12 protein-coding genes and 1 tRNA gene are annotated in these 17,492 nt (G+C 55.9%); 4 read left to right on the forward strand and 9 right to left on the reverse strand.

Annotated features, from left to right (window positions below; all coding sequences use genetic code 11):
* Positions 1-53 precede the first annotated feature (53 nt).
* The 3 genes from AFL22_RS00925 to AFL22_RS00935 all read left to right on the forward strand — a co-directional run bounded on the left by AFL22_RS00925 (position 54) and on the right by AFL22_RS00935 (position 1,565).
* The gene (locus AFL22_RS00925) at positions 54-620 is read left to right on the forward strand and encodes a flavin reductase family protein (RefSeq protein WP_197276773.1); all 567 of its coding nucleotides are present in this window, start codon (positions 54-56) and stop codon (positions 618-620) included.
* Between the two features lie 59 nt (positions 621-679).
* Complete coding sequence (gene msrA / locus AFL22_RS00930; RefSeq protein ID WP_031594591.1) at positions 680-1,213, forward strand: peptide-methionine (S)-S-oxide reductase MsrA; 534 nt, start codon at positions 680-682, stop codon at positions 1,211-1,213.
* A 264-nt stretch (positions 1,214-1,477) separates the two neighbouring features.
* A tRNA-Ser gene (locus tag AFL22_RS00935) sits at positions 1,478-1,565 on the forward strand.
* 170 nt (positions 1,566-1,735) lie between these two features.
* Here AFL22_RS00935 and phoH read toward each other — a convergent pair.
* From phoH to putP, 5 genes are all read right to left on the reverse strand, one after another.
* On the reverse strand, positions 1,736-2,524 hold the full coding sequence (gene phoH / locus AFL22_RS00940) for a phosphate starvation-inducible protein PhoH (protein WP_010258505.1): 789 nt from the start codon (positions 2,522-2,524) through the stop codon (positions 1,736-1,738).
* Between the two features lie 571 nt (positions 2,525-3,095).
* Positions 3,096-4,373, reverse strand: coding sequence for an iron uptake transporter deferrochelatase/peroxidase subunit (gene efeB, locus AFL22_RS00945; protein WP_033778976.1), 1,278 nt, complete (start codon positions 4,371-4,373; stop codon positions 3,096-3,098).
* Between the two features lie 2 nt (positions 4,374-4,375).
* Positions 4,376-5,491, reverse strand: coding sequence for an iron uptake system protein EfeO (gene efeO, locus AFL22_RS00950; protein WP_010670825.1), 1,116 nt, complete (start codon positions 5,489-5,491; stop codon positions 4,376-4,378).
* A 52-nt stretch (positions 5,492-5,543) separates the two neighbouring features.
* A complete protein-coding gene (efeU, locus tag AFL22_RS00955; RefSeq protein ID WP_010258496.1) occupies positions 5,544-6,368 on the reverse strand; it encodes an iron uptake transporter permease EfeU in 825 nt (274 codons plus the stop codon).
* Positions 6,369-6,557: 189 nt separating this feature from the next.
* A complete protein-coding gene (gene putP / locus AFL22_RS00960; protein ID WP_010670826.1) occupies positions 6,558-8,042 on the reverse strand; it encodes a sodium/proline symporter PutP in 1,485 nt (494 codons plus the stop codon).
* 451 nt (positions 8,043-8,493) lie between these two features.
* On the opposite strand from putP, the gene putA reads away from it, so the two are divergent.
* Positions 8,494-12,441 (forward strand): trifunctional transcriptional regulator/proline dehydrogenase/L-glutamate gamma-semialdehyde dehydrogenase, encoded by a 3,948-nt coding sequence (gene putA, locus AFL22_RS00965; protein WP_052270598.1) that lies wholly within the window; start codon positions 8,494-8,496, stop codon positions 12,439-12,441.
* A 1,184-nt stretch (positions 12,442-13,625) separates the two neighbouring features.
* Here putA and AFL22_RS00970 read toward each other — a convergent pair.
* The 4 genes from AFL22_RS00970 to tcyJ all read right to left on the reverse strand — a co-directional run bounded on the left by AFL22_RS00970 (position 13,626) and on the right by tcyJ (position 17,393).
* The gene (locus tag AFL22_RS00970) at positions 13,626-14,711 is read right to left on the reverse strand and encodes an acyltransferase family protein (protein WP_052270599.1); all 1,086 of its coding nucleotides are present in this window, start codon (positions 14,709-14,711) and stop codon (positions 13,626-13,628) included.
* Between the two features lie 464 nt (positions 14,712-15,175).
* The gene (tcyN, locus tag AFL22_RS00975; protein ID WP_010247571.1) at positions 15,176-15,928 is read right to left on the reverse strand and encodes an L-cystine ABC transporter ATP-binding protein TcyN; all 753 of its coding nucleotides are present in this window, start codon (positions 15,926-15,928) and stop codon (positions 15,176-15,178) included.
* Complete coding sequence (gene tcyL, locus AFL22_RS00980) at positions 15,925-16,593, reverse strand: cystine ABC transporter permease (RefSeq protein ID WP_003854540.1); 669 nt, start codon at positions 16,591-16,593, stop codon at positions 15,925-15,927. The genes tcyN and tcyL overlap by 4 nt, the downstream gene beginning before the upstream one ends.
* Positions 16,593-17,393 carry a cystine ABC transporter substrate-binding protein gene (gene tcyJ / locus AFL22_RS00985; RefSeq protein ID WP_010247584.1) on the reverse strand — a complete coding sequence of 267 codons (801 nt, stop codon included), beginning with the start codon at positions 17,391-17,393 and terminating at the stop codon, positions 16,593-16,595. Before tcyJ ends, tcyL begins: the two co-directional genes overlap by 1 nt.
* Positions 17,394-17,492: the final 99 nt, after the last annotated feature.

A 17,492-nucleotide genomic window follows, 5' to 3' on the forward strand; every position in this document is an offset into this window, starting at 1 on the left:
ATCCGCCCGGTGCTCTACACTTAATGGCTACGTTCCGTTTCAGGAGTTACGCCATGAGCCAACGCATGCACAAATATGCTTTTCCGGTCAGCAAAGCCCGCAAATATCTTGAGCCCGGACCGGTGCTACTGCTCAGTTCGCAGTACAAAGATCAACATGACATCATGACGCTCGGCTGGCACACGGTGCTGGAGTTTTCTCCGTCACTGGTCGGCTGCATGATTGCCGGTATGAACCACAGCCATGAGCTGATCCGCAACAGCGGTCAGTGCGTGCTGAACATTCCTTCTGCCTCGCTGATTGAAGAAGTTGTGGCAATCGGCAACAGCCACGGTGACAGCATTGATAAGTTTGAGGCATTTGGCCTGACGCCGGAACCCGCTCAGGTGGTTGGCGCGCCGATGATTGCCGAATGTTTTGCCAGCTTTGAGTGTCAGCTTTATGACGATTCGATGGTCGCTAACTACAACCTGTTTATTTTTGAGATTGTTAAAGCGCACGTTGCCGAGCAGCCGGAATATCCCACTACCCTGCACTACACTGGCGAAGGCCGGTTCAGCGTGATGAGCGACAAAATACTGGATAAGAGCGGCGATTTTAAACCGGAGATGCTGATCTAGTTGAAAGCGGTCTGCCGCGCCCCCATTCACCTCTTTCGACCTGACAGGAGTAAATTATTATGGCAATCGAATACGCAGTTATCGCTGGCGGCTGTTTCTGGTGTACCGAAGCGGTATTTAAGGATGTAATCGGCGTAGAGTCGGTAGAAAGCGGTTATACCGGCGGTGCCCGGCCGAATCCGACTTATGAGCAGGTCTGCAGCGGTGCGACCGGTCATGCGGAAGCGATCCGCATTGGCTTCGACCCGGAGAAAGTCAGCTTTGGCGATCTGCTGGATATCAGCTTTGTGACGCATGATCCGACCCAGCTTAACCGTCAGGGTAATGATATTGGCACCCAGTATCGTTCCGCCATTTTCCCGGCCAATGCAGAGCAGGAAGCGGAAGCACGCGCCGCCATTGCCCGCGCTCAGGCTGACCATGATGTGCCGGTGGTGACCACCATTGAGCCGCTGAAAGAGTGGTATCCCGCTGAAGCTTATCATCAGGATTACTGGGAAGGCGCGGGCCAGCGCAACGGCTACTGCATGGCGGTCATTCCACCGAAATTGCAGAAGCTGCGGAAAAGTTTCGCTAACAGAGTAAAGAGCTGATTCCGGCATCAGTCGGGGCAGCGTCTGACCAGTAACGAGGGTGAGAACGCCGCCCCGGTTTATTTGCTGCCATAAAACTCACCTGACCGGGTTCATCAGTATGGCGGGATGTGGCCGGTAAAACGGCGGGTTTTATGCCGCAGTAAATCGATTCGTTCAGAGCTTAAGCGAATAGATCAAAAGAGAAAAATAGTGCTTGACCGTTTTCAGTCGACTCCCTATAGTACCGCCCCGTTGACCCATCGCGGTCAGCGAAGTAAATCTGGTGAGGTGTCCGAGTGGCTGAAGGAGCACGCCTGGAAAGTGTGTATACGGCAACGTATCGAGGGTTCGAACCCCTCTCTCACCGCCATCTTCAAAGAAGAGCCTGAACTTTTGTTCAGGCTCTTTTTTTTGCATATTTCACTCTGAGAGAGCGTGATAACTCCCGCCGGGGAACGACCACGTGCGCAGCCGCTGCCCCACAATAAGAAAACCCGGCCGGAGCCGGGTTTGGGCGCTACACTTCTACTCAATCAAACGCTAGCTATACGCGTGCAGGGTGCGCTGACACAGCGCAGAACGCACACAATCTTCTTTGCCGAAGCGTACAATGCCAACCATCTCGTCCTCTTCGAAACGCGCCAGCGCGTCTGCGAGACCGGAAGGCACCCCAGCGGGCAAGTCGCACTGGGTAATATCGCCGTTAACAATGACCGTGACGTTTTCGCCCAGTCGGGTCAGGAACATTTTCATCTGCGCGGCGGTGACGTTCTGCGCCTCGTCCAGAATTACCACAGCATTTTCGAAGGTGCGACCACGCATATAGGCGAACGGTGCAATCTCTACCTTGGCAATTTCCGGACGCAGACAATATTGCATAAAGGATGCGCCAAGACGTTTAACCAGAATGTCATAAACCGGGCGGAAATAAGGCGCGAATTTCTCAGAAATATCGCCGGGAAGGAATCCCAGATCCTCATCTGCCTGCAGTACCGGGCGCGTAACGATAATCCTGTCGATATCCTTATTAATCAGGGCCTCAGCCGCTTTTGCGGCACTGATCCAGGTTTTACCGCACCCGGCTTCACCGGTTGCGAAGATCAGCTGTTTTCTCTCTATGGCGTTAAGATAGTGCGCCTGAGCTTCATTACGGGCTTCAATCGGCAACCGGTCACGCGTATCGCGCGCCATGCCAATGGCATCCAGTCCACTCATATGCACCAGCGAAGTGACCGACTCTTCTTCACGCTGACGATGACTTCTTGAGTCACTACGAAGCACTCTTCTTGCTTCACGACGCGCTTTGATCACTGCTTTCTGTCTTCCCATAGTGGCACCTTTCAGTTGGTTTCATTTCCTGCGTCAGGCCGGTGGCCCGTTGCGATAACGTGAACGCTTTAGAGGTTTCAGTTGGCTTCCTTTTGAGCCATGACAGGACAGGATAGTGGGTATGCAGCAGCGCAATAGCGTAGCTGAACACCGGATAAAACAGGATGCGATAAGACAAAAGAGATGGTTGAAGGAAGGAAGAAATAACGAGGCAGAATTGCCCTCGCGGTCAGGCGCAATCTATTTACTGACAGTGACTTTCCATTAAAGACTCGACCCATGCGCGAACTCCAGTGTGATACATCAACACATCCGATTACGCCTGTTTAATAAAGTGCACCATTTTGTTGGGCCTTTGCAATAGTAATTTTACCTGCTGGCAAAAGAATTGCTAATCACGTGTATGTATTTCTTTTAAGGCAAAATGTAAAAGCGTTGTATTACAGCGGATTAGCTTATTTTATATATGCCAGACAACCGCTAAAACTCAGTTTAACCTCAGCCAGCAAAGCACGAAAACCGTAAAACGTGGGCGACCAGAACAGGGACGCCCACAGTGGTTGAATTTTAATCAGGCTTCCAGCAACGACTGCGCTAAATAATGGCTGGCGTCTGGTACACCGGGCAAAACAAAAAAGTAACCGCCACCAAAAGGCCGGATATATTCTTCCAGCGCTTCGCCGTTCAGGCGCCGCTGCACCGTGAGAAAGCCGCGTTCCAGATCGTGCTGATAGCAGACGAATAGTAACCCCATCTCCAGCTGTCCCGATGCAGAGATACCCGCGGAGTAACTGTAGCCGCGCCGCAGCATCAGGCTGCTTGCCGTCTCTGGTGTGCGGGGATTGGCAAGACGGATGTGCGCATCCAGCGCAATCACTTCGCCGTCCGGATCACGGGCGTAATCCGGAACGTCGCGCTCATGCTGCATCCCCAGCGGCGCGCCACTTAATTTCTCGCGACCAAAGATAGTCTGTTGCTCGCCCAGCGGCGTGCGATCCCACATTTCGACGTGAAAGCGGATTAACCGTACAGCCTGATAGCTGCCATTGCGCGCCCAGACCGGTTCGTCCTGATCGTCGGTCACCCACAGCAGCTGATTCATCAGAGCAGGGTTGTGGGTATCCGGATTGGCGGTGCCATCTTTGAAACCCAGCAGGTTGATCGGGGTCTCCTGCCCCTGACTGCGCGCGGCGTGATCGGAGATAAAGCCTTCACGCCGCCAGCGTACGCCAAGCAGGTCAGGCGTATGCTTGATGATATCCCGCAGGGCATGAATCACCGTATCCTGCGTGTTGGCACAGAGCTGCAACAGCAGATCGCCATGACACTGACTGGCATCCAGCGAATCATTGGGAAAGCGAGTCATCGGCTGCAATTTTTTCGGTTTGTGCGGCGCCAGACCAAAGCGTTCATCAAACAGTGAATTGCCGACCGACACGGTAATCGTCAGATTATCAGGCGCGATAGTCGCCCCAAGAATGCCGGAATCCATTGGCGGCAACCGCGGATTGGTGACTACCGGTGCCGGACCGCCCGTGGTCAGGAAAGCGATACGCTGGGTCAGCAACCGGAACAGACGCACCAGCTCCGCTTTATCGCTGCTGAGCAGATCAAACGCCACCAGCATCATCGATGCCTGCTGTGGCGTCGTGATACCCGCCTGATGCTGACCATAAAACGGCTGCATCTGCTGTCGGGCCTGCGGCGTAACCGTCCCCGGCGAAAAGCTGTCGGCGGCGGCTGCATGGAACGGACAGCCGCCGCCCAGCGCTGCCGCGCCACCCAGCAGCCCCAGCCCTTTTAGTAACCGACGACGCGCAGGCTGCGCGTCATCTTCCTTGCGACTCATGATTAATCCAGACCCAGGGTGCCACGAAGTAATGAAAGATCTTCCGCCAGTGCGGTGATCGGTCCTTTCAGCGCGTTACGGTCGGCGCTGGTCAGTTTCTCATAGGATTCAAAACCGGTTTGGGTGCGGTACTTACTCAGGATCGCATCCACTTTTTTGAAGTTGGCGTCAACCTTGGCCAGCAACTGCGGATTGGCTTTGCTTACCATTGGTCGCAGCAGATCGACAATTTTCTGCGCGCCATCAATGTTCGCCTGGAAGTCCCACAGGTCAGTCCGGCTGTAGCGATCTTCTTCACCGGAAATTTTGCTGGAAGCGACCTCTTCAATCAGGCCGGCTGCGCCGCCGACCACTTTGGCTGGCGGGAAGGCCAGTTCGCTGATGCGCACCTGCAAATCTTTCACATCTTTATTCAGCTGCTCAGCGTAGTCCGCCATGCCTTTCGTGCTGTTATCAGCAAACAGCGCTTTCTCCAGACGGTGGAAACCGGTGAACTTTGGATCGGCCGCTTTCTTCTCATAGTCATCTTCACGGGCGTCAATGCTGCCGTCGAGATCGGAGAAGAGCTCAGCAATCGGCTCAATGCGCTCATAATACTGACGGGTCGGAGCAAACAGCGCTTTGGCTTTTTCAACATCACCCGCTTTAACGGCGTCAGTAAAGGCCTGGGTGTTGCTCACCAGCTGGTTCACCTGGTCGGTCACATAGGCTTTGTATTCGGTGATCGGGCCTTCCAGCTGCATACGTGCTGAGGTGCCACTTTTTGCCGCACCCTCACCGGCTTGCACAATCAGCTTGCCTTTTGGATTGCTCAGCAGCCCACAGGTCATCTCATATTCGCCCGCCTCCAGATTGGCGGTCAGTTTCTGACTGAAGCCCGGCGCGATATTCTCACGCTCTTCAACCACCATCACGCCTTTGAGGATCTCCCACTCCAGCGCTTTCTGGCTGTTGTTTTTAATCAGGAACTGGGTCTTACCGGCCTTGACCGTTAAGCTCATCGGCTCGCACTGCTTGTCGGTGACGCTTACGGTAACCTGAGGAACCGCCGCGGCCGCCGTTGCGGAGATTGCCAGCAGAGGAAGCAGCAGTGCCTTGCGGCGGAAACGCATTGTCATCTCTCTTTCCCTATCATGTTGCAGGCGTAAGATGCGCCCGTTAAATGTCAAATTACACAGTGGCCGACGCAGCAGAACGCGCAGGCATAAAGAAAAGAATCAGCGCCGGAATCAGGTAAGCGAAGTAAACGGTCACTTCACTGACGCTTGGGGACTCCTGATAACCCAGCACCCCTTCCAGCAGGGTGCCGAACAGCGAATGGGTCGATAAGGTATTGCTGAGATCGAAGGCGACATCCTGAAAGCGATTCCATAAACCCGCTTCGTGGAAGGCGCGGATGGCGCCCGCTGCCAGACCCGCGGCGACAAACAGGATGAATACGCTGGTCCAGCGGAAGAAATGGGCCATGTTAAGACGGATACCGCCCCAGTAGAGCAGCATGCCCAGCACGACCGCGGTTGCCAGACCCAGCACCGCGCCAATCGGCGGCGCATAACCGACATCCTGGGTAAACGCCGCCAGCAGGAAGAACACCGACTCCAGCCCTTCGCGCGCCACGGCAAGAAACACCATCAGCACCAGTGCCAGACCGCCACGACCTGAGCGTTGCAGCGCCTGATCCACCGCCTGTTCAAGCTCGACCCTGATGTTGCGGGCGACTTTGCGCATCCAGAAAACCATTGAGGTGAGGATCACCACCGCAATCAGCGCCACGATGCCCTCAAACAGCTCCTGCTCTTTCTGCGGGAACTCACCGGTGGTGGCATTGATGAACAGACCCAGGCCCAGACAGAGCCCGGCGGCAATAAACACGCCAGCCCACATCGCGGGAAACCATTGGGTGCGCTGGGTGCGTTTGAGATAGCTGGCTATCAGGCTGACTATCAGCGCGGCTTCAAGCCCTTCGCGCAGCATGATGAGAAAAGGAACAAACATCGCCAACCTCTTGAATGTTAAGCAGCGTCAATAAACAGTAAAATAAGGTAAAGTGTAAACGATACCGATTATCATTATCGCTGAGAAAAAAACAAGTTGCCGGTGGAGATAATTTCATCTTTGAGTGGTTTATCTTTGTAACAAAAAAGCCCGCCCCTTTCGGGACGGGCCAGGCGATTAACGCCTCGCTTATTTTGTCTGGAACTCCGCCTCTGCAGCGGCAAAGCGCTGCTGCGCTTCTGCTGATGGCTCACGGCCCATCAGCGTGAACACTACAATGGCGATGCTGGCGAAAATGAAGCCCGGGATGATTTCATACAGTCCCAGCCAGCCATACTGTTTCCACACCAGCACGGTCAGCGCACCGACGATCATGCCCGCCAGCGCACCGTTGCGGTTCATCCGCTTCCAGCAGACACCAAACAGTACTACCGGACCAAACGCCGCACCGAAGCCCGCCCAGGCGTAGCTCACCAGGCCCAGCACGCGGTTTTCCGGGTTAGCCGCCAGCGCGATCGCAATCAGCGCCACCAGCAGCACCATCAGACGCCCTACCCATACCAGCTCTTTCTGGCTGGCATTTTTACGCAGTAAGCCTTTGTAGAGATCTTCGGTCAGGGCGCTGGAGCAGACCAGCAGCTGACAGCTCAGCGTTGACATCACGGCTGCCAGGATCGCTGACAGCAGAATACCGGCAATCCACGGGTTGAACAGGATACGCGCCAGCTCGATAAAGACCCGCTCCGCATTGGCGTTAACGCCAACCGCCAGCGTCGGGTTGTTCTGGAAGTAGGCAATACCGAAGAAGCCCACCGCCACGGCACCGGCCAGACAGAGCACCATCCAGGTCATACCGATACGGCGAGCGGTACGGATTGAACGATGCGAATCCGCCGCCATAAAGCGCGCCAGAATATGGGGCTGCCCGAAGTAGCCCAGGCCCCAGCCGAGCAGGGAGATCACCGCGACGAAGTTCAGTCCCTTCAGCATGTCGAGGTTTTCCAGGCTCTTCGCTTCAATCACCGCCAGCGAATCAGACCAGCCGCCGACCGCGATAATCACAAACACCGGCGTCAGGATCAGCGCAAAAATCATCAGGCTCGCCTGAACGGTATCGGTCCAGCTCACCGCCAGGAAACCGCCCACCAGCGTATAGAGAATGGTCGCCGCTGCACCCGCCCACAGAGCGGTCTGGTAACTCATACCGAAGGTGCTTTCAAACAGACGCGCACCGGCTACCACGCCTGAGGCGCAATAGATGGTGAAGAACACCAGGATCACAATGGCGGAGATCACGCGCAGGATTTTACTGTGGTCCTCAAAGCGGCTGGTAAAGAAGTCCGGCAGCGTCAGGGCGTTGTTGTGATGTTCAGTCTGAACCCGCAGGCGACCGGCCACGATTTTCCAGTTCAGCCAGGCACCGATCGTCAGGCCAATCGCAATCCAGCTTTCAGAGATACCGGAGATGAAGATCGCACCCGGTAAGCCCATCAGCAGCCAGCCGCTCATATCGGATGCACCGGCAGAGAGTGCCGTGACCACGCTACCCAGACTGCGGCCACCGAGGATGTAATCATCAAAGTTTTTGGTCGAGCGATAAGCCACAAACCCGATTAATACCATCCCAAGAATATAAACCAAAAAGGTCACCAGCAAAGGTGTACTTACACTCATCTGTCTCTCCACTTATTATTTGATATCCCAGAGAAATCGCCAGCTACCCGCCTGCCGGAACGGGGCAAAGCGGGCCGATTTTCTTCGTCAGGGCGTCACTCATTTCCCAGCGGCGCGGTATCCTGCCGGAAAGGCGTTGTGCGCACAATGGATTTAACACAGGCGTTACAGTGATTTCACTAACCGTTTGTGAAAACGTGCTCATAGGTTGCACTCGCTCACAGTTATCCGGTTGCACCATCGTATTACCTGCCTGAAACCCGCTTTTCATCGGGTCTGCCAGACTGGCGAGGATCTTGCAGCAATATCCGTGCCGCATTGCGGGATTTAACAATCGTCGACGTTAAAAGGGTGTTAACTGGCTCACATTTAACACGGTTGCACAAAGTTGCAACTTAAGTGATAGTGCAGCCAACGCCGTATCGAACCACTATCAAGGAGCTCTGGAGTCATGGCTACAACTACCATGGGTGTAAAACTGGATGACGCGACACGCGAGCGCATCAAACTGGCTGCGCAGCGCATTGATCGCACGCCACACTGGCTGATTAAACAGGCGATCTTTAACTACCTGGGCCAGCTGGAAACCGGCGATACCGTGCCGGAGATCCCGCTTTCTGCCCAGGCAGCCGCGGAGTCCGACGACACCCAGCCAGAGGAGACGCACCAGCCGTTCCTTGATTTCGCAGAGCAGATTTTACCTCAGTCAGTGACCCGTTCAGCGGTGACCGCCGCATGGCGTCGTCCGGAGACGGATGCGGTGCCAATGATGCTGGAACAGGCACGTTTACCGGCGGCGCTGGCAGAGAAAACCCATCAGCTGGCTTACCAGCTTGCCGACAAGCTGCGGCACCAGAAAGGGGCAACCGGACGCGCTGGCATGGTGCAGAGCCTGCTGCAGGAGTTCTCACTCTCCTCCCATGAAGGTGTGGCGCTGATGTGTCTGGCTGAAGCGCTACTGCGTATTCCCGACAAGCCAACGCGCGATGCGCTGATCCGCGACAAGATCAGCAACGGCAACTGGCAGTCACATCTGGGACGCAGCCCGTCACTGTTTGTCAACGCGGCGACCTGGGGCCTGCTGTTTACCGGCCGCCTGGTCTCGACCCACAACGAGTCGAATCTCTCAAGCTCGCTTAACCGCATTATCGGTAAGGGTGGCGAACCGCTGATCCGCAAAGGCGTGGATATGGCGATGCGTCTGATGGGCGAGCAGTTCGTCACCGGTGAAACCATTGCCGAAGCGCTGGCTAACGCCCGCAAGCTGGAAGAGAAAGGCTTCCGCTACTCCTATGACATGCTGGGCGAAGCGGCCCTGACGGCAGGCGATGCCAAAGCCTATCTGCTCTCTTATCAGCAGGCGATCCATGCCATTGGTAAAGCGTCGAATGGTCGTGGCATCTATGAAGGTCCCGGCATCTCTATCAAGCTCTCAGCACTGCATCCCCGCTACAGCCGCGCGCAGTATGAGCGCGTGATGGAAGAGCTCTACCCTATTCTGAAATCGCTGACGCTGCTGGCCCGCTCCTATGACATCGGCATCAACATCGATGCAGAAGAGGCGGACCGGCTGGAACTGTCGCTGGATTTACTGGAGAAACTCTGTTTCGAGCCAGAGCTGGAAGGCTGGAACGGCATCGGTTTCGTGATTCAGGCCTACATGAAACGCTGTCCGTTTGTGATTGATGAGCTGATCGATCTGGCGCAGCGCAGCCGCCGTCGCCTGATGATTCGTCTGGTGAAAGGCGCGTACTGGGACAGCGAAATCAAGCGCGCCCAGATGGAAGGACTGGAAGGCTATCCGGTCTACACCCGCAAGGTTTACACCGATATCTCTTATCTGGCCTGTGCCCGCAAACTGCTGGCCGTGCCAAGCCTGATCTATCCGCAGTTCGCTACCCATAATGCCCACACCCTGGCGGCGATTTATCAGCTGGCGGGCAACAACTACTATCCCGGTCAGTATGAGTTCCAGTGCCTGCACGGCATGGGCGAACCGCTCTATGAGCAGGTGGTCGGCAAAGTGGCGGACGGCAAGCTTAACCGTCCCTGCCGTATCTATGCGCCGGTCGGTACCCATGAAACCCTGCTGGCCTATCTGGTGCGCCGCCTGTTAGAAAACGGGGCCAACACCTCGTTTGTTAACCGCATTGCCGATACCTCGCTGCCGATTGATGAACTGGTGGCCGATCCGGTGACTGCCGTCGAGAAACTGGGAGCCAGCGAAGGCGCCATTGGTCTGCCGCATCCGAAAATCCCCCTGCCGCGCGAGCTGTATGGCGATAACCGTGTTAACTCTGCGGGTCTGGATATGGCCAACGAACACCGCCTTGCCTCACTCTCCAGCGCCCTGCTGAGCAGCGCCGCACAGCCCTGCCTGGCCGAGCCGATGATCGACGGTGAAGCGGGTGCCGGCGAGTTGCGCGACATTCTGAACCCGGCAGCGCCTGGCGACCGTGTAGGTCAGGTCCGTGAAGCCACAGAGCAGGAAGTTTCTATGGCGCTGGATGCCGCGGTGAACAGCGGGCCAATCTGGTTTGCCACACCACCGCAGGAGCGTGCCGCCATTCTGGAACGCGCCGCACAGATCATGGAAGGCCAGATGCAGCAGCTGCTCGGCATTCTGGTGCGTGAAGCGGGCAAAACCTACAACAACGCCATCGCGGAAGTGCGCGAAGCAGTTGATTTCCTCTATTACTACGCCGGAATGGTGCGTGACGATTTCGACAACGAAACCCATCGTCCGCTGGGCCCGGTGGTCTGCATCAGTCCGTGGAACTTCCCGCTGGCGATCTTTACCGGTCAGATTGCGGCTGCACTGGCAGCGGGCAACAGCGTGCTGGCCAAACCGGCCGAGCAGACACCGCTGATCGCCGCACAGGCGGTTCAGATCCTGCTGGATGCGGGTGTGCCACCAGGCGTGCTGCAACTGCTGCCAGGTCAGGGTGAAACCGTCGGTGCACAGCTGACCGGTGACGTTCGGGTGCGTGGCGTGATGTTTACCGGTTCAACTGCGGTGGCGACACTGCTGCAGCGTAATCTGGCGGGCCGCCTTGACCAGCACGGTCGTCCTGTGCCGTTGATTGCTGAGACCGGCGGGATGAATGCGATGATCGTCGACTCTTCCGCGCTGACTGAGCAGGTGGTGATCGATATCGTCGCCTCTGCCTTCGACAGTGCCGGACAGCGCTGTTCTGCCCTGCGCCTGCTCTGCATTCAGGAAGATGTCGCCGACCATACCCTGAAGATGCTGCGTGGCGCGATGGCGGAGTGCCGCATGGGCAATCCGGAACGCTTCTCGACCGACATCGGTCCGGTCATTGATGCCGAAGCGAAAGCCAATATCGATCGCCATATTCAGGCGATGCGTAATAAAGGCTTCACGGTCTATCAGGCGGTGCAGGAAAACCCGCAGGACAGCAAAGAGTGGAATAGCGGTACCTTTGTTAAACCGACACTGATTGAGCTGGGTCAGGTCAGCGATCTGGATAAAGAGATTTTTGGCCCGGTGCTGCACGTGGTGCGTTTCACCCGCAATAACCTGCCGCAGCTGGTTGAGCAGATCAATGCGTCCGGCTATGGCCTGACGCTGGGCGTACATACCCGCATCGACGAAACGATTGCACAGGTTACGGCGAACGCCCGAGTCGGCAATCTCTACGTCAACCGCAATATGGTGGGCGCGGTGGTCGGCGTACAGCCGTTTGGTGGCGAGGGTTTATCCGGTACCGGTCCGAAAGCGGGCGGTCCGCTCTATCTTTACCGCTTGCTGGCGCATCGTCCGGATAGTGCGCTGCGTCTGACTTTTGATCGTCAGGATGCAGAACACCCGGCGGACAGCACGCTGCGTCAGTCACTGCTGGCACCGCATCTGGCGCTCAGCAACTGGGCTAAGGATAAGCCTGAACTGGCTGAACTCTGCCAGCACTATGGCGATCTGGCGCAGGCGGGCGTGGTCCGTCTGCTGCCTGGCCCGACAGGCGAGCGCAATACCTTCTCACTGTTGCCGCGTGATCAGGTGCTCTGTCTGGCTGATAACGAGCAGGATGCGTTAATCCAGCTGGCCGCGGTGACCAGCGTCGGCAGTAAAGCATTGTGGCAGGATGATGAGCTGCATCGCGCCCTGCTGGCCTCGATGCCGGATGCAGTGAAAGCGCGCATCACGCTGGCGCGTGACCCGTTAGCGGCAGAGTTTGATGCGGTGATCTATCACGGTGATGCCGATCAGCTGCGTACCCTGTGTGAACAGATTGCCGCACGTGAAGGCGCGATTGTGTCGGTGCAGGGCTTTGCCCGCGGCGAGACCAATCTGCTGCTGGAGCGTCTGCTGATTGAGCGTTCGCTGAGTGTGAATACCGCTGCGGCAGGCGGTAATGCTAGCCTGATGACCATAGGGTAAGGGGCGTTCGCGAGATTGTTCGCTGCGCGAACGGGCTGAGGTGCGGTGCTGAAGCTGGGATGGTTCGCTGCGCGAACGGGCTATGAGAAGGTTTCGTTCGCCTGGTAAGCCAGGCAGTTTCAGATTCGCCTCTGCAGGCGACCGACAAGGGGGCGCCAGTCGCCGCGCCCCCTTGACCCCGGGCTCCGGCCTGCTTCACCGCCGCTTCGCGGTTCCTTCGCTACTTCAGGATTTCTCACGGACCAGCGGGACGCGCCATCCATGGCGCGAACCCGCCTCTTCGCGACATCCCTGTCGCTCGTCCTGAAATCCCTCATCCGCTCAGCGGTTCTGACGGCCTCCCCACCCCCTCGCTGTTATCTTTTCTTTTTATGTTGGGTTCGCTGTCGCTGTGAGTTTGGAAATTGCCTATGACTTTCGGCTCAGTTAACAGAATGGCATTCAACTCGCCCGCTGTTATCTCTGCTTTTATGTTGAGTGCTTTTTCGCTGTAGTTTTTTTGGGATTGCCTCTGAATTTTTGCTCAGCAGACCGAATGTTATTCAACCCACCCGCTGTTATCTCTGCTTTTTATGTTGAGTGCTTTATCGCTGTAATTTTTTGGGATTGCCTCTGAATTTTTGCTCAGCAGACCGAATGTTATTCAACCCACCCGCTGTTATCTCTGCTTTTTATGTTGAGTGCTTTATCGCCGTGGTTTTTTGGGATTGCCTCTGACTTTCGGCTCAGCACATAGAATGGTATTCAACCCTACCCGCTGTTATCTCATTTTCAGGTCACTAAGAGTGTTGCGGTAAGCTTCCGGAATTGAGACTGGCTTTCGGATCACCAGACAACGCTGCACTAAAGAAAACACAAAGAAATCACCGGCAGGGGTTTGCCAGAGGCGTCCGCAGCGCTGAGGAACAACCGGAGGCCAGGATGAGCCGACAGGACGTCGGCGAAAGGACGGCACGAGCCAGGGATGGCGAGTCCGGACGGTCCGTCGGCCGCAGGGCGTGACGAAGGCACCCCGCACAGCGGGGCGCGCAGGCAGCCGGACGCCGGGATTGTTAAGGGGCGGGCGTCCGCCCCTTGACGCGTCCGCCTGCTCGGGCAACCTGAAACTCCTCATCGCCTGGCGGGCGAAACCCGCTCAGTGCTAACCCGCTGCGAAGCGTAATTTCCCCGCTGCCAGGCGTAACTTACCCACCGCTCACGCCGCCAGGCGCTCTTTTCATTAACGTCGGGAACACAAACAGCGACTGCCCGACTCCGCGATTGGTCAGCGACCAGATGGCAACTGAACAGAGCGAGCAGAGACCCACGATGGCCACCGGATAGAAACAGGCCCAGAGAAACGAAAACCACGCCTGCTCGAACAGATGATGCCGCTGCGCGAACAGAATCGCAGACATACCAAAAAACTCGATAAAAATACGATGGATGACATAAATCTGCAGCGTATTGCGGCCAACCCAGTTGAGATAGCGCATGCTGAAGTGCTGATTCAGCCACCGACAGGCCGCGATACTGAATAACACCGCCAGTACACACAGGAACAGACTCTTATCCAGACCGAATAGCACATGAATCCCGGCGGCTGCCGCCAGTAGCGCCCAGGGTATCAGATTCTCACGCCGCCATTCACTCAGGCGCAGCATCGTCTGGCTCCAGAATGCCCCTAACAGGAAGAACACAAAATATTGGGCCAGGCTCTGTGGTCCCCAGAACGGGATCACTTTTTCTGCCGCCAGATAATTCAGCAGGATCGCTACCGCCACCAGGGCCAGCTTATATTGACGGAAAACTTTGGCACAGAGGAAATAGAGTCCCAGCCCATACAGATACCACGAGGTACTCATGGCCATAAAGGTCAGCTTGAGAAACTCGAATAGCGAACCCGCATAGGCGGCATTAAGGTTCTGCGAAATACGCTGGCCGGTAATTTCAGTGGAGATACCGATAATTGACCACCACTGAATAAACCCCCACAGAATATAGAGATAAAAAAGATTGGTGATGCGACTGGTAAATACCTGCTTCCAGGGCCGGTTCAGAATGCCATTGGTCGCCAGTAATCCCGAGACAAAGAAGAAGGCGGGCATGCGCAGCGGCGACAGTACCGTATTAAACTGTATCCATATTTCGGCGGGGATCCATCCGGCAGAGAGATATTTCATCGTCCCTTCAAAGCCGGGTAAAACTGTGTGGTACAGGACCACCAGTAATATGCAGGCGCCCTTCAGGGTATCTACCCACAATATCTGATCTGACTTAGTCTGGTTCATTCAATGACTCCTGCTGTGTAGGTCAGAATGCTGGAAAGTAAAAGCGAGGAAATCAGTATTGCTTTTATGATTATCCGGCAATTATTCGCCATTGAACCGGTGATGAATGTAGCGAAACTCTTAAAAGCCGCTGCGTGGCCCTGTTACCACAGTTATTTACTCAGCAGAACGTTTCCTTACACTTATTAATATCGACGCAATGCGCTAATTAGCAGTGCCTCAGCCTGTTTAAAAGATAATATTGCTTCATAATTCAGAAAATATAATTAAGAGAAAGTGGCAACGGGAAAAGCCAATATATCCCCGATGAAAAGAAAAGATTTGTCAGATGTGCCAAAAGGTTTAACAGCGGCAGAGTTATTTATGATACTGCGCCTGCTAATAGCATGACCTTAGCCAGTTGCAGCTTAAAAAATGAGGGTTTGAAACAGGAGAAAACTGCCTTCCGGGGAAGGCAGTGTAGTTTACTGATTCAGAAATTTATCAAGGAACTGGCGGGTGCGCGGCTGCTGAGGGTTACTGAACAACGCTTTCGCTTCGCCCTGCTCCACAATCCGCCCCTGATCCATAAAAATGGCGCGGTCTGCCACATCGCGGGCAAAGCTCATCTCATGCGTGACGATGACCATGGTGCGTTTCTCTTCGGCCAGCGCGCGAATGGTGCTGAGCACCTCACCTACCAGCTCCGGATCCAGCGCCGAGGTCGGTTCATCGAACAGGATCACTTCCGGCCGCATCGCCAGCGCACGCGCAATCGCCACGCGCTGTTGCTGCCCGCCCGACAGACGGCGCGGATAGCTCTCTTCTTTGCCGTGCAGCCCGACCTTCTCCAGCAGCGTGCGGGCGCGGGCCACCGCATCCGCTTTCGCTTCGCCTTTGACGATAACCGGCCCTTCAATAATGTTCTCCATCACTGAACGATGCGGAAACAGATTGAAGTTCTGGAAGACAAACCCGACCTGCTGACGCAGACGACGCACCTGCTCTTTCTGCTTACTCTGTGCCAGCGCCGCATCAACGGTAATCTCTCCAACGCGGATGGTGCCGCTATCCGGCACTTCCAGCAGATTGATACTGCGCAGCAGCGTGGTTTTACCTGATCCGCTGGGGCCGATAATGGCCACCACTTCACCGGCGGCCACATCAAGGTCGATGTCGTGCAGCACCGTCTGGCCGTTAAAAGACTTCACCAGCTTTCTGACTTCGATGGCGCTCATTTCGACTCCGAATCCTGACGATTAACATGCTGTTCAAGCCGGTTCTGCAACGCAGATAACACCGTTGCCATCACCCAGTAGATCAGCGAGGCTGCCAGATACATGGTAAAGACTTCCAGCGTGCGTGAGGTAATCAACTGCGCCTGACGGAACAGCTCCGGCACCTGAATGGTCGCCGCCAGCGAGGTATCTTTTACCAGGCTGATAAAGCTGTTGCCCAGCGGGGGCAGCGCGGTGCGGGCTGCCTGTGGCAGGATCACCCGGCGCAGGGTTTGCCAGCGCGTCATGCCGATACTTGCCGCCGCTTCCCACTGCCCGCGCTCAATCGATGAAATCGCGCCACGCAGTGACTCTGAGGCATAGGCTGCGGTATTCAGGGAAAGACCAATCATCGCGGAGGGGATCGGATCCAGTTCAATGCCAAACTGCGGCAGGCCGTAATAGATCATAAACAGCTGGGCGATCAGCGGCGTGCCACGAAAGATCGAGACATAGATTCGTGCCAGCCAGCGAACCGGCCAGAAGCGCGACAGACGCATCAGCGCCAGAATAAAGCCCAGCAGCAGGCCAAAGAACATGCCGCCGATGCTGAGCTGCAGCGTAAACAGCGCGCCTTTTAATAAAAAAGGTGCTGAATCCAGCACCAGTTGAAGACTTTCCTGCATTATTTCGTCACGTCCGCGCCAAACCATTTCTGAGACAGCTTGCTCAGCGAGCCATCTTTCTGCATGTCAGCAATGGCCTGGTCGATCGCTTTCAGCAGGTCGTCGTTGCCTTTACGTACCGCCACGCCCGATTCCTGACGAGAGAACGCATCGCCCGCGACCGCCATGGTATCGCCCGTTTTCTTCACCAGATCCAGCGCGGCCAGACGGTCAACCAGAATGGCATTCAGACGGCCAGAGCGCAGATCCTGATATTTCGTCGGGTCATCATCATAGGTACGGATGTCCACGCCCTTCACATTCTCACGCAGCCACTGCTCGTAGTTGGTGCCCAGACCGACGCCCACTTTTTTACCGGCCAGGTCAGCAGGTTTGGTGATGGTGTTCGCATTGGCTTTCATGGTCAGCGCCTGAATGCCGGAGACCGTGTATGGCGTGGAGAAGTCATACTTCTTCTTACGCTCATCAGAGATGGTGACCTGGTTAATGACCACATCGATGCGCTTCGCGTCGAGTGAGGCCAGCATGCCGTCCCACTTGGTCGGTTTCAGGCTCGCCTTGACGCCCATGTGCTGTGCCAGCTGTTCCGCGAATTCCACTTCAAAGCCGGTCAGCTTGCCCTTTTCATCCTGGAAGCTGAATGGCGGATAGGTGCCTTCCAGACCCACCAGCAGCGTGCCGCGCTCTTTAATTTTGTTCAGCAGATTTTCCGCTGCAAAGGTTTTAACGTTGACGCCAGCAATCAGCGCCACGGCCATGACGCCCATCATCATCTGACGACCTGCACGAGAAAAGGACATATTCACCCCATTATTGACAGTATTGTGTGTGTGTTCTTATAAGGGCAGCACGGCTTGTCGCTGCCAGTCCAGAAGGATAACCCTCGGAGTATAAACTGT

The organism is Pantoea sp. CFSAN033090, from assembly GCF_001264395.1.
GTDB lineage: Bacteria > Pseudomonadota > Gammaproteobacteria > Enterobacterales > Enterobacteriaceae > Pantoea > Pantoea agglomerans.

Bases quoted from the DNA above. Each gene is read 5' to 3' on its own strand.
- phoH (WP_010258505.1), bottom strand. From the start codon at position 2,524: ATGGGAAGACAGAAAGCAGTGATCAAAGCGCGTCGTGAAGCAAGAAGA.
- tcyN (WP_010247571.1), bottom strand. From the start codon at position 15,928: ATGAGCGCCATCGAAGTCAGAAAGCTGGTGAAGTCTTTTAACGGCCAG.
- tcyL (WP_003854540.1), bottom strand. From the start codon at position 16,593: ATGCAGGAAAGTCTTCAACTGGTGCTGGATTCAGCACCTTTTTTATTA.
- AFL22_RS00970 (WP_052270599.1), bottom strand. From the start codon at position 14,711: ATGAACCAGACTAAGTCAGATCAGATATTGTGGGTAGATACCCTGAAG.
- efeO (WP_010670825.1), bottom strand. From the start codon at position 5,491: ATGACAATGCGTTTCCGCCGCAAGGCACTGCTGCTTCCTCTGCTGGCA.
- efeB (WP_033778976.1), bottom strand. From the start codon at position 4,373: ATGAGTCGCAAGGAAGATGACGCGCAGCCTGCGCGTCGTCGGTTACTA.
- msrA (WP_031594591.1), top strand. From the start codon at position 680: ATGGCAATCGAATACGCAGTTATCGCTGGCGGCTGTTTCTGGTGTACC.
- efeU (WP_010258496.1), bottom strand. From the start codon at position 6,368: ATGTTTGTTCCTTTTCTCATCATGCTGCGCGAAGGGCTTGAAGCCGCG.
- putP (WP_010670826.1), bottom strand. From the start codon at position 8,042: ATGAGTGTAAGTACACCTTTGCTGGTGACCTTTTTGGTTTATATTCTT.
- putA (WP_052270598.1), top strand. From the start codon at position 8,494: ATGGCTACAACTACCATGGGTGTAAAACTGGATGACGCGACACGCGAG.
- tcyJ (WP_010247584.1), bottom strand. From the start codon at position 17,393: ATGTCCTTTTCTCGTGCAGGTCGTCAGATGATGATGGGCGTCATGGCC.
- AFL22_RS00925 (WP_197276773.1), top strand. From the start codon at position 54: ATGAGCCAACGCATGCACAAATATGCTTTTCCGGTCAGCAAAGCCCGC.